General features: G+C 70.3%; 10 protein-coding genes. 4 read left to right on the top strand and 6 right to left on the bottom strand.

What is annotated here, in order from left to right; genetic code table 11:
* Positions 1 to 65 precede the first annotated feature (65 nt).
* From AB0G84_RS23215 to AB0G84_RS23200, 4 genes are all read right to left on the bottom strand, one after another.
* A complete protein-coding gene (locus AB0G84_RS23215; RefSeq protein WP_361323858.1) occupies positions 66 to 1238 on the bottom strand; it encodes a hypothetical protein in 1173 nt (390 codons plus the stop codon).
* Entirely contained in the window at positions 1220 to 1963 is a 744-nt protein-coding gene (locus AB0G84_RS23210; protein ID WP_361323855.1) for an ATP-binding cassette domain-containing protein, read from the bottom strand. The genes AB0G84_RS23215 and AB0G84_RS23210 overlap by 19 nt, the downstream gene beginning before the upstream one ends.
* A 245-nt stretch (positions 1964 to 2208) precedes the next feature.
* On the bottom strand, positions 2209 to 3570 hold the full coding sequence (locus AB0G84_RS23205) for an aspartate aminotransferase family protein (protein WP_361323852.1): 1362 nt from the start codon (positions 3568 to 3570) through the stop codon (positions 2209 to 2211).
* A 2-nt stretch (positions 3571 to 3572) separates the two neighbouring features.
* Positions 3573 to 4058, bottom strand: a complete 486-nt coding sequence (locus tag AB0G84_RS23200; RefSeq protein WP_043266334.1) for an Lrp/AsnC family transcriptional regulator — start codon at positions 4056 to 4058, stop codon at positions 3573 to 3575.
* A gap of 178 nt (positions 4059 to 4236) precedes the next feature.
* On the opposite strand from AB0G84_RS23200, the gene AB0G84_RS23195 reads away from it, so the two are divergent.
* A complete protein-coding gene (locus AB0G84_RS23195) occupies positions 4237 to 5691 on the top strand; it encodes a gamma-aminobutyraldehyde dehydrogenase (RefSeq protein ID WP_361323848.1) in 1455 nt (484 codons plus the stop codon).
* 134 nt (positions 5692 to 5825) lie between these two features.
* A complete protein-coding gene (locus tag AB0G84_RS23190) occupies positions 5826 to 7007 on the top strand; it encodes a spermidine/putrescine ABC transporter substrate-binding protein (RefSeq protein WP_361323845.1) in 1182 nt (393 codons plus the stop codon).
* Between the two features lie 112 nt (positions 7008 to 7119).
* Here the strand turns inward: AB0G84_RS23190 and AB0G84_RS23185 are convergent, their stop codons facing one another.
* Both AB0G84_RS23185 and AB0G84_RS23180 read right to left on the bottom strand, forming a co-directional pair.
* The gene (locus AB0G84_RS23185; protein WP_361323842.1) at positions 7120 to 8142 is read right to left on the bottom strand and encodes an adenosine deaminase; all 1023 of its coding nucleotides are present in this window, start codon (positions 8140 to 8142) and stop codon (positions 7120 to 7122) included.
* A 52-nt stretch (positions 8143 to 8194) separates the two neighbouring features.
* Entirely contained in the window at positions 8195 to 8839 is a 645-nt protein-coding gene (locus AB0G84_RS23180; RefSeq protein WP_361324098.1) for an NADAR family protein, read from the bottom strand.
* Positions 8840 to 9043: 204 nt separating this feature from the next.
* On the opposite strand from AB0G84_RS23180, the gene AB0G84_RS23175 reads away from it, so the two are divergent.
* Positions 9044 to 10573 carry a gamma-aminobutyraldehyde dehydrogenase gene (locus tag AB0G84_RS23175; protein ID WP_361323839.1) on the top strand — a complete coding sequence of 510 codons (1530 nt, stop codon included), beginning with the start codon at positions 9044 to 9046 and terminating at the stop codon, positions 10571 to 10573.
* A gap of 208 nt (positions 10574 to 10781) precedes the next feature.
* Positions 10782 to 12029: a spermidine/putrescine ABC transporter substrate-binding protein gene (locus AB0G84_RS23170; RefSeq protein WP_361323837.1), complete on the top strand. Its 1248-nt coding sequence runs from the start codon at positions 10782 to 10784 to the stop codon at positions 12027 to 12029.
* Positions 12030 to 12059: the final 30 nt, after the last annotated feature.

Raw genomic sequence — 12059 nt, 5'->3', positions numbered from 1 at the left:
GCGACAAGCCGGATCAAGCGACAAGCCGCAGCCGGCCCAGCGTCCCGGCCGGCCCGTCGTACGCCTCAGTGCACCAGTGGCAACGTGGCCATTTCCGCCACCGTCCAGGTCAGGGGGGCCAGGACGACCAGGAGGGCGAGGGTGCGGAGTGCGGCGGCGCGGTGCAGTGCGGAGGCGGAGGCGCCCAGGCGGCGGAGGGCGGCCGTGGTGTGGGAGCGGGCGGAGCGGGACTCCAGCGCGGCGGTGAGGGCGCTGGCGGTGACACAGGCGAGGACGACCGCCGCACCGACCGCGGTGAGCGGTCCGAACGGGCGGGTGGGAGAGGCCTCATAGACCTTGACGGCGGCGTAGGCGGCGGAGGCGACCGCGCACAGCACACCGAGCGGACGGCCGAGGCGGTGGGAGTCCTCTTGGAGGACGCGGCCGGCGAGGAGGCGCAGCGCACCGGGGCGGCCAGCGCAGAGGAGCCGTCCGCACAGGTGCACCAGGCCGGGGCCAGCCAGGACGAGGCCGAAGGCGGACAGGGCCCAGCCGGCGAGGACGCCCGGCGGGCTGCCGATGAGGCGGCCGGGCAGGGGCAGCAGACCGTGCGAGTGGGCGGTTCCGGGGCTGGTGTAGGCCTCGATCGCCAGGCCCGCCGCGGCCAGGGCGATCCCCCACGGCAGACCGGAGGGCGGCACGGTGCGGGGGCGGACCTCGGCGTCCGCGGTGCCGGTCTCGTCGCGGGGGCGCAGCGAGACGGCGGTCGCGGCGGCGGCGGTCAGCGGCACGAGCGCCAGCAGCAGCAGGGCGCCCACGAGCGGCACGGGGTGGCCGGCGCCCAGCAGGTCGGAGTCGATGCCGAGGGAGGTGGCGCCGGCAGGTCCGCCGAGGTCGCCGCGGAGCCGGAAGAAGGCGAACAGGGCGAGGAGCACCCCGAGGACACAGGTCAGTGCGGTGGAAGCGGTGGCGAGGAGGGTGAGACGGAGGGGGCCGAGGCCGGCCGCGGTCATACCGCGCTGGAGCCGGGCGGCGGGGTCCGTACGGGCCGTGGACACCGCGAACTGGGCGGTGGCGGCGAGCGGCGCCGCGCACCACAGCAGTCGTACCAGCGATTCCTCCACCGCGGCGGGGTGGCCGGCGGCGTGGCCGATGGTGGACAGCAGCAGGAAGCCGGTGCCGGCGGCGGCAGCGGCGACGCACAGGCGCCGCAGCAGAACGAGGGGGTGGGAGCCGCGGGCTAGACGGAGAGCGAGCACGCTGCCCTGCTTTCCTCATCGGAGGAGCCGGTGGTGTCGGGCGCTGCGGTCGACGTTCGGCCATCGAGCAGCGCGAGGGAGCGGTCCGCCAACGCGGTGGCGACCTCGGTGTCATGGGTGGCCAGGACCACTGTGATCTGGTGCGACCGGGCCGCGGTGGTCAGGGTGCGCAGTACCTGGGTGCCGTCGGTGTGGTGAAGCGGCGCCGTCGGTTCGTCGGCGAACAGCACCTGCGGGGTGGTGGCCAGGGCGCGGGCGATGGCGACGCGCTGGCGCTGGGACTGGTCGAGGCGGGCGGGCCGGCGGCGGGCGCACATACCGACGTCGAGGCGGTCCAGCCATTCCAGCGCGGTGTGCTTGGCGGCGCGGCTGCCGGCGCCGCGCAGCAGCAGCGGCAGGGCGGCGTTCTCCCAGGCGGTGAGTTCGGGAACGAGGTGCGGTTCGGTGTCGATCCACCCGAACCGGTCCAGACGCAGCCGTTCGCGGCTGGGGGAGGAGAGGGTGTGCACGGGGGCACTGTTGAACCAGATCTCGCCCTCGGATGCCACGAGTTGACCGGAAAGGCATTTCAGGAGGGACGTCTTGCCACTGCCGCGCGGGCCGGTGACAGCGAGGATCTCGCCTTCGCGGACGCCGAGGGAGACCCCGGCGAGGGCGGTGGTGCCACCGTATGAGTGGTGCAGGCCGCGGGCCCAGAGAACGTCGTTGTCAGGCGGGGCCACCATCTGCGCACCTCTTGATAGTTCGCGTCGACTCGTTCCCCCGAGCGGGTGAACGACCATGGAGGGTATCGGTCACTAGCACGGTAAGGATTGGTGACCCCTGGTATTCGTCTGTTGACCGTATAACGGCCCAGATTCACTCGTATGGCTTGAAGAGAGTGAATCTGGGCCGCTAGATGTTCAGTTGTGACCCTTAAAGCTTCGTTTCCGATCGGGGTGACGCGGTAACCCGGTCGGAAACGTGCTGGTCAGAGCTTGGTCCAGGCCTCGGTGAGGACCGTGCGGAGGATCTGCTCGATCTCGTCGAAGACCGGCTGGTCGGCGATCAGCGGCGGGGCGAGCTGGATGACCGGGTCGCCACGGTCGTCGGCGCGGCAGTAGAGACCGTTCTCGTACAGGGCCTTGGAGAGGAAGCCGTACAGGACGCGCTCGGTCTCCTCCTCGTTGAAGGACTCCTTCGTGGCCTTGTCCTTGACGAGCTCGATGCCGTAGAAGAAGCCGTTGCCGCGGACGTCGCCGACGATCGGCAGGTCGTGCAGCTTCTGCAGGGTGCTCAGGAAGTTGCCCTCGTTGTCGAGGACGTGCTGGTTGAGGCGCTCGCGCTCGAAGATGTCGAGGTTGGCGATGCCGACGGCCGCGGAGACCGGGTGGCCGCCGAAGGTGTAGCCGTGCAGGAAGGTGTTGTCGCCCTTGTAGAACGGCTCGGCCAGGCGGTCGGAGACGATGCAGGCGCCGATCGGGGAGTAGCCCGAGGTCATGCCCTTGGCACAGGTGATCATGTCCGGGACATAGCCGAACTTGTCACAGGCGAACGTGGTGCCCAGCCGGCCGAAGGCGCAGATGACCTCGTCGGAGACGAGCAGCACGTCGTACTGGTCGCAGATCTCGCGGACGCGCTGGAAGTATCCGGGCGGCGGCGGGAAGCAGCCGCCGGCGTTCTGCACCGGCTCCAGGAACACCGCGGCGACGGTGTCCGGGCCCTCGAAGAGGATCTGCTGCTCGATCTGGTCGGCGGCCCAGCGGCCGAAGGCCTCGGGGTCGTCGCCGAAGATCGGGGCGCGGTAGATGTTGGTGTTGGGGACCTTGTGCGCGCCGGGGACCAGCGGCTCGAAGGGCGCCTTCAGGCCCGGCAGACCGGTGATCGACAGGGCGCCCTGCGGGGTGCCGTGGTAGGCCACCGCCCGGGATATCACCTTGTGCTTGGTGGGCTTGCCGACGAGCTTGAAGTACTGCTTGGCCAGCTTCCAGGCGGTCTCGACCGCCTCGCCGCCGCCGGTGGTGAAGAAGACCTTGTTGAGGTCGCCGGGAGCCTCGTTCGCCAGGCGCTCGGCCAGCTCCACGGCCTTGGGGTGGGCGTAGGACCACACGGGGAAGAAGGCCAGCTCCTGCGCCTGCTTGTAGGCGGTCTCGGCGAGCTCCACCCGGCCGTGGCCGGCGTTGACCACGAACAGGCCGGCGAGGCCGTCGATGTAGCGCTTGCCCTTGTCGTCGTAGATGTTGGTGCCCTCACCGCGCACGATCGTGGGCACGGGGGCCTTCTCGTACGACGACATGCGGGTGAAGTGCATCCACAGGTGGTCGTAGGCCGTCTTGGAGAGGTCGCGACTCATTGCTATCTCGTTCCCCAGGTGTAGGTCTGCTTCCGGAGCTTGAGGTACACGAAGCTCTCGGTGGATCGGACGCCGGGCAGCGTGCGGATCCGCTTGTTGATCATTTCCAGCAGGTGGTCGTCGTCCTCGCAGACGATCTCGATGATGAGATCGAAGGAGCCCGCGGTCATGACGACGTACTCGACCTCTTCCATGGTCGTCAGGGCGTCGGCCACGGGATCGAGGTCGCCTTCGACGTTGATGCCGACCATTGCCTGCCGTCGGAAACCGACCGTGAGGGGGTCGGTGACCGCGACGATCTGCATCACGCCTTGGTCGAGCAGCTTCTGTACGCGCTGCCGCACCGCCGCTTCGGACAGGCCCACGGCCTTGCCGATCGCGGCATACGGACGGCGACCGTCCTCCTGGAGCTGCTCGATGATCGCCAGGGAGACGGAGTCGATCGACGGAGTGCCGGTTCTGTCAGGACTGTTACGAGAAGGCGCCACGTCCTTCACTGTGCACGAGCCTCGGCAGTGTTGCAACCCCGAATCGATGAAATTAGTCGTGTGGGGATCGAAAATTCACTGATTCCGTTGTTCCTGAGTGGCGGGTGTGTCGAAAACGTGGGTCCCACGGCTAGGGTGGTGCTAACTGACCGGACATCTGAACTGAAGGGGGCGCACAGTGACCACCGCACTGCGTCGTCTGCGCAACTACATCGACGGGGAGTTCCGGGACGCCGCCGACGGGCGGACCACGGAGGTGGTCAACCCCGCGACGGGTGAGGCGTACGCCACCGCCCCGCTTTCGGGCGCCGCCGACGTCGACGCGGCGATGGCTGCCGCCGAGGCCGCCTTCCCCGCCTGGCGTGACCTGATCCCCGCCGAGCGCCAGAAGGTCCTCCTCAAGATCGCCGACCGTTTCGAGGAGCGCGCCGAGGAGCTGATCGCCGCCGAGTCCGAGAACTGCGGCAAGCCGGTCGCCCTCGTACGCTCCGAGGAGATCCCGCCGATGGTGGACCAGATCCGCTTCTTCGCGGGTGCCGCCCGGATGCTGGAGGGCCGCTCGGCAGGCGAGTACATGGACGGCTTCACCTCGATCATCCGCCGCGAGCCGGTCGGCGTCTGCGCCCAGGTCGCGCCGTGGAACTACCCGATGATGATGGCCGTCTGGAAGTTCGCCCCGGCGCTGGCCGCGGGCAACACCGTCGTCATCAAGCCCTCCGACACCACGCCCGCCTCGACGGTGCTGATCGCCGACATCATCGGCAGCGTGCTGGACGAGCTCGGCCACCCCCGCGGCGTCTTCAACGTCATCTGCGGCGACCGGGAGACCGGCCGCCTGATGGTCGAGCACAAGGTGCCGGCGATGGCTTCGATCACCGGCTCGGTGCGGGCCGGTATGCAGGTCGCCGAGTCCGCCTCCAAGGACCTCAAGCGGGTCCACCTGGAGCTCGGCGGCAAGGCCCCGGTCGTGGTCTTCGAGGACACCGACATCCCCAAGGCCGTGGAGGACATCTCGGTCGCCGGCTACTTCAACGCCGGCCAGGACTGTACGGCCGCCACCCGGGTGCTCGTCCACGAGTCCATCCACGACGAGTTCGTCGCCGCGCTGGCCAAGGCCGCCTCGGAGACCAAGACCGGCGCGGTCGACGACGAGGACGTGCTCTACGGCCCGCTGAACAACGCCAACCAGCTCCAGCAGGTCAAGGGCTTCATCGAGCGGCTGCCCGCGCACGCCAAGATCGAGGCGGGCGGCGAGCAGGTCGGCGACAAGGGCTACTTCTTCGCCCCGACCGTCGTCTCCGGCCTCAAGCAGGACGACGAGATCATCCAGCACGAGGTGTTCGGCCCGGTCATCACCGTCCAGTCCTTCTCCGACGAGAAGCAGGCGGTCGAGTGGGCCAACGGCGTCGAGTACGCGCTGGCGTCCTCGGTGTGGACCAAGGACCACGCCCGTGCCATGCGGATGTCCAAGAGCCTCGACTTCGGCTGCGTGTGGATCAACACCCACATCCCGCTGGTCGCCGAGATGCCGCACGGCGGCTTCAAGAAGTCCGGCTACGGCAAGGACCTGTCGGCCTACGGCTTCGACGACTACACCCGCATCAAGCACGTGATGACCTCGCTGGACGGCTGAGCCGCCGGCAGGGCACCGGGGTAACTGCACCGTCGAGCGGCACCCCACGCTCGACACACCGTCGCGGGCGGAGGCCCGGCAACTGACGCTCTGTCGCTTGCCGCCTCCGCCCGCAACACGTGAGAGTGCTCGCCATGGCTGATCTTTCGCGGCGGGCGCTGCTCCGCAGTATGGGCGGACTGGGTGTGACGGGGGCGCTGGCCGCCGTGGCCGGATGCGGGGTCCCGCCGGCGTACGTCCGGGCGGCCGACCGCGGCGGCCCGGACCGCTCGGCACGCGACCACCGGCTGGTCTTCGCCAACTGGCCGCTCTACATCGACGTCGACGACCACGACAAGGAGCGCCGGCCCACCCTCGACGCCTTCCAGCGGCGCACCGGGATATCGGTGACCTACACCGAGGAGATCAACGACAACGACGAGTTCTTCGGCAAGGTCAGCCCGGCACTGATGAACCACCAGAGCACCGGGCGCGATCTGATCGTGATCAGCGACTGGATGTGCGCCCGGTTCGTCCGGCTGGGCTGGGTCCAGGAGATGGACCGGGCCGCCCAGCCGCACGTCGCCCAGTACCTCGACCCGCTGCTGCGCACCCCGCACTTCGACCCGGGGCGCAGGCACTCCGTCCCCTGGCAGTCCGGGATCACCGGCATCGCCTACAACCGCCGCAAGCTCGGCCGGGAGATCCGGCACACCTCCGACCTGTGGAAGGACGACCTGCGCGGCCGGGTCACACTGCTGTCCGGGCTCGACGAGGCGTTCGCGATGCTGATGCAGGGCAACGGCGTTGACATCACCCGTTGGACCGCCGACGACTTCCACGCCATGACCGACCAGCTCCGGGGCCTGGTCCGCAAGGGCCACATCCGGCGCTTCACCGGCAACGACTACATCAAGGACCTGGACTCCGGCGATGTGCTCGCCGCCCAGGCCTACTCGGGCGATGTGATCCAGCTCCAGGCCGACAACCCGGACATCGAGTTCGTGGTGCCCGAGGAGGGCGCCGAGCTGTGGGCGGAGAGCCTGATGATCCCCAACCTCGCCGGCCACAAGCGCAACGCCGAGCGGCTGATCGACTACTACTACGAACCGGCCGTCGCCGCGGAGCTGGCCGCCTGGGTCAACTACGTCTGCCCCGTGCCGGCCGCCCGCGACGTGCTGGCCTCCTCCAAGGACAAGGACCGCGCCGCGCTCGCCGAGGACCCGCTGGTCTTCCCGGACGGCGCCCTGCGCAAGCGGCTGGCCATCGCGCGGGACATCACGTCCAAGGAGCGGGCCGGGTTCGCCCGGGAGTGGAACGGGATCGTGGGGCTGTAGCGGCGCCAACGGGTCGTCCACCGGGGGTGGTTGGCGCCCGGTCGGGGCCTTTGGAACGCACCGGCCCGCCGCGGGGACGCCCCGCGGCGGGCCGGCATTGTCCTGCGTGGTGTCAGCCGCGCCAGGACGCCGTGTACGCGTCGATCTCCGCGGCCAGCCGGGCCTTGCCGGGGGCGTCCATGAAGGAGGCCGCCACGGCGTTCTTGGCCAGGGCGGCCAGGCCCCCGGTGTCCAGCCCCAGCAGCTGGGCGGCGACGCCGTACTCGGTGTTCAGGTCCGTGCCGAACATCGGCGGGTCGTCGCTGTTGATCGTGACCTGCACGCCCGCGTCCACCATCTCCTTGAGGGGGTGCTCCTCCAGCGTGCGCACCGCGCGGGTGGCGATGTTGGAGGTGGGGCAGACCTCCAGCGGGATGCGGTGCTCGGCGAGGTGGGCCAGCAGCTTCGGGTCCCGGGTGGCGCTGGTGCCGTGGCCGATGCGCTCGGCGCCCAGGTCGCGCAGTGCGTCCCAGATCGTCTCCGGGCCGGTGGTCTCACCGGCGTGCGGGACGGAGTGCAGCCCGACGGCGCGGGCGCGGTCGAAGTACGGCTTGAACTGCGGCCGCGGGACACCGATCTCGGGGCCGCCGAGACCGAACGAGACCAGGCCCTCGGGCTGCAGGCCGCAGGCGATCCGGGTGGTCTCCTCGGCGGCCTCCAGACCCGCCTCACCGGGGATGTCGAAGCACCAGCGCAGCACCACGCCCAGCTCGGACTCCGCGGCCTTCCGGGCGTCCTCGATGGCCTCGACGAACGCGCCGTCGGGGATGCCGCGGCTGGTGGAGCTGAACGGGGTGACGGTCAGCTCGGCGTAGCGGATCTGCTGGCGCGCCATGTCCCGGGCGACCTCGTACGTCAGCAGCCGGACGTCCTCGGCGTCGCGGATCAGGTCCACGACGGAGAGGTACACCTCGATGAAGTGGGCGAAGTCGCGGAAGGTGAAGTAGTCGGCCAGCGCCTCGGGGTCGGTGGGGACCGCGGAGTCGGGGTGCCGGGCGGCCAGTTCGGAGACGATCCGTGGCGAGGCCGATCCGACGTGGTGGACGTGCAGCTCCGCCTTGGGCAGGCCCGCGATGAAGGCATCGAGATCGGACAACGCTTCCTCCTGGTCAAAGGGCGCGCGCAGGGCGCGGAACGGCCCGGCCATGCTATGCGGGGCGGCCCGGAGCCTGGTTGGCCGCCTCCCGCAGCCGCTGGCGGGCCTCCATCAGGGCGAAGCCCAGCAGATTCAGCCCCCGCCAGCGGGCCGGGTCGGCGGCACGCTCGTCATCGGCGGCCAGGCCGATGCCCCATCTCCGGTCCACCGGACTGGCCTCGACCAGCACCCGGGAGCCCGTGCCCAGCAGGAACTCCCGCAGGTCGGCGTGGTGCCCGAACTTGTGGACGCTGCCGGTGACGACCAGCTCGAAGCGGTGCCGCTGCCAGGTCTCCTCGTCGAAGCCGGTGACCGTGCGTCCGGCGTCCTTCGCCTGCTTGGGGTGGCGCGCGGCGACCGCCCGCCGCTCCGCCTCGGCGTCGCCGAACAGCCGGGCCTTGCCGGCCATCATCCAGTGCTCCGCGGTGGCATACCGGACCCCGTCGACCGTGAACGGCGCGGGCCACCACTGGCTGAAACAGCTCGCACCGAGCGTGCCGTCGGGCCGTGGGCGGTGCCCCCAGAAAGCGACGTACTTGACGCGCTTGCCGGCGTCGGTCCGCCGGCGCAGCTCCTCGACCGAGCGCGGCCCGTCCGCGACCCGCCCGTCGGTGCCTCCCTCGACCGCCCCCGCGGTCGTCCCCCTGGTGTCGTGCATCATGCCGGGATTCTGTCAGCAGGCACCGACAACGTGTCGGGGTTGTCGAGCCAAGAATCGCAGAATTCGTCGCGTAACCAAAAGGCAACAACGGAATCCCTTGTTGAGGCTCCCTTCCTCTGTCAAGATCGGCCATCAATTCCGGAAGTAGCTACGCCAGGCGATGCCGCTGAGCGGCCCCGGCGCCCGGCGGAGGAGAGCACCATGGACCACCGATTCGATGTCACCGAGCGCTTCGCCCAGGGCGCGCAATTCATCGCGGGACGTCTCCGCGGCGGCACCTCCGGCCGCACCCAGGCCGTGGTGGACCCGGCGACCGGCGAGACGGTGTACTCCTACGAACTGGCCGGCACGGCGGACGTCGACGCGGCCGTCGAGGCCGCCGCCCGGGCCTTCCCGGAGTGGGCCGGCGCCACGCCCGGCGAGCGCTCCGACACCCTGCACCGCTTCGCCGCCGCGCTCACCGAGGACGCCGACGACCTGGCCTACGCCGAAACGCTGAACTGCGGAAAGCCGATCAAGCTCAGCACCGAGTTCGACGTACCCGGCTCGATCGACAACGCCGCCTTCTTCGCGGGGGCCGCGCGCCACTTGGAGGGCAAGGCGGCCGGCGAATACAGCCCCGACCACACCTCCGTCATCCGCCGCGAGCCCCTCGGCGTGGTCGGCTCCATCGCGCCGTGGAACTATCCGCTGCAGATGGCCGCCTGGAAGGTGTTGCCGGCCATCGCCGCGGGCAACACCATCGTGCTCAAGCCCGCCGAGATCACCCCGTTCACCTCACTGCTGTTCGCGCAGGCCGCTCAGCGCGCCGGGCTGCCGGACGGCGTGCTCAACATCGTCTCCGGCGCCGGTCGGGACGCCGGTGAGCACCTGGTGGGCCACGGCTCGGTCGCCATGACCTCCTTCACCGGCTCGACCGCGATCGGCAAGCGCGTCGCCGAGATCGCCACCGGCACCGTCAAGCGCCTCCACCTCGAACTCGGCGGCAAGGCCCCCTTCGTGGTCTTCGACGACGCCGACCTGGAGGCCGCGGTGCACGGTGCGGTGGCCGGCGCACTGATCAACACCGGCCAGGACTGCACCGCCGCCACCCGCGCCTACGTCCAGCGCCCGCTCTACGACGCCTTCGTCAACGGCGTCGCCGACCTGATGGCGACCGTACGCCTCGGCGACCCCTTCGACCCCGCCACCGACCTGGGCCCGCTGATCTCGCACGCCCAGCGCGACCGGGTGGCCGCTTTCGTCGACCGGGCGCGCAACTACGCGACCGTCGTCACCGGCGGCGAGGTACCCGCCTTCGGCGGCGACAGCGCGCTGGCCAAGGGCGCGTACTACCGGCCGACGCTGATCGCCGGCGCCGCCCAGGACAGCGAGGTCGTGCAGTCCGAGATCTTCGGGCCGGTGCTGGTCGTGCTGCCCTTCGACAGCGACGACGAGGGCATCGCGCTGGCCAACGACACCCCCTACGGGCTGGCCGCCTCCGCCTGGAGCCGGGACGTCTACCGGACCGGCCGCGCCAGCCGAGAGATCAACGCGGGCTGCGTCTGGGTCAACGACCACATCCCGATCATCAGCGAGATGCCGCACGGGGGTGCCAAGGCGTCCGGCTACGGCAAGGACATGTCGGCCTACTCCTTCGAGGAGTACACGCAGGTCAAGCACGTCATGTACGACAACACCGCGGTCGCCAGGAAGGACTGGCACCGCACGATCTTCGGGGACCGTGCCTGACGGACCGCCCGCACGGGCTGCCTGGTACGGCCCCGCCGCACCGGGCAGCCCGTAAGAGAGATCCCCCTCGCACCGGCCCCCTGAGCCCCACCGGCCCGCCCCCACCGGGTCCGCCCGCCCCCACCGGGCTCCACCCCTGCGGCCAGCGCCGCGCGGCATCGTCACCACCGGCCGAGCGCCGGGCTCACCCCTTGAAAGGGCACCGCGCATGGAGCACCACCAGCAGCCCGAACCCCTGTCCCGCGCCGAGCTGGCCGCCATGCGCCGGAGCATGGCCAACGGGCGCCTCGCCATGACCCGCCGCTCGCTGCTGCGCGCCGGCAGTGCCATGGCGGCCACCATCGGCGGCCTGGGTGCCCTGGGGGCCTGCGGCATCCCGCCCGCCGGCCGGACCGACGCGGCCCGGAGTACGGACCACTCCAGGGCGGAGAAGCGCCTCAACTTCTCCAACTGGACCGAGTACATGGACGTCAGCGACGACGGCAAGCACCACCCGACGCTGGACCGCTTCACCCGGCGCACCGGCATCGCGGTCAAGTACACCGAGGACATCAACGACAACGACGAGTTCTTCGGCAAGATCCAGGCACAGCTCGCCGCCGGCCAGGACACCGGCCGCGACCTGATCGTGCTCACCGACTGGATGTGCGCACGGATGATCTCGCTGGGCTGGATCCAGCAGCTCGACCCGGCCAACCTGCCGCACGCCTACGCAGGCCTCTCGGCGCAGTTCCGCGACCCGGCCTGGGACCCGGGCCGCGCGCACTCCTACGTCTGGCAGGGCATCCCCGCGATCATCGCGTACAACAAGAAGGCCACCGGCGGGAAGAAGGTCGACTCGGTCAGCCAGCTGCTGGAGGACCCGCAGCTCAAGGGCCGGGTCGGCTTCCTGTCCGAGATGCGCGACAGCGTGGGGCTCACCCTGCTGGACATGGGCAAGCAGCCCGAGGAGGTCACCTCCGACGACTTCGACGCGGCGCTCGCCCGGCTCCAGAACGGCGTGGACTCCAAGCAGATCCGCCGCTTCACCGGCAACGACTACACCACCGACCTGGACAAGGGCGACCTGGCCGCCTGTGTGGCCTGGGCCGGCGACATCGTCCAGCTGCAGCACGACAACCCGGACATCGCCTACACCGTCCCCAAGACCGGCTACATGACGTCCACCGACAACCTCATGGTGCCGAACAAGGCCCGGCACAAGCAGAATGCCGAACGGCTCATCGACTACTTCTACGAGCCGAAGGTGGCCGCCCGGCTCGCGGCGTACATCAACTACGTCTGCCCCGTCGACGGGGTGCGCGAGGAGCTCGCCAAGATCGACAAATCGGCGGCGGACAACCCGCTGATTCTGCCGGACAAGGAGATGGCCGCCCGGTCCCACTCCTTCCGCGCGCTGAGCGCCAAGGAGAACAAGGAGTTCGCCCAGAAGTTCTCCGATCTCACCGGGGCCTGAGCCGCCACCAGGCCACCCGAGCTGTTCCGC

It is taken from the genome of Streptomyces sp. NPDC020742 (assembly GCF_040641675.1).
GTDB lineage: Bacteria > Actinomycetota > Actinomycetes > Streptomycetales > Streptomycetaceae > Streptomyces.
This window is presented reverse-complemented; position numbering and strand designations above follow the sequence as displayed.

Excerpts from the sequence above, each read along its gene's own strand:
- AB0G84_RS23180 (WP_361324098.1), bottom strand. The coding sequence starts at position 8,839 with ATGCACGACACCAGGGGGACGACCGCGGGGGCGGTCGAGGGAGGCACC.
- AB0G84_RS23205 (WP_361323852.1), bottom strand. The coding sequence starts at position 3,570 with ATGAGTCGCGACCTCTCCAAGACGGCCTACGACCACCTGTGGATGCAC.
- AB0G84_RS23175 (WP_361323839.1), top strand. The coding sequence starts at position 9,044 with ATGGACCACCGATTCGATGTCACCGAGCGCTTCGCCCAGGGCGCGCAA.
- AB0G84_RS23190 (WP_361323845.1), top strand. The coding sequence starts at position 5,826 with ATGGCTGATCTTTCGCGGCGGGCGCTGCTCCGCAGTATGGGCGGACTG.
- AB0G84_RS23210 (WP_361323855.1), bottom strand. The coding sequence starts at position 1,963 with ATGGTGGCCCCGCCTGACAACGACGTTCTCTGGGCCCGCGGCCTGCAC.
- AB0G84_RS23170 (WP_361323837.1), top strand. The coding sequence starts at position 10,782 with ATGGAGCACCACCAGCAGCCCGAACCCCTGTCCCGCGCCGAGCTGGCC.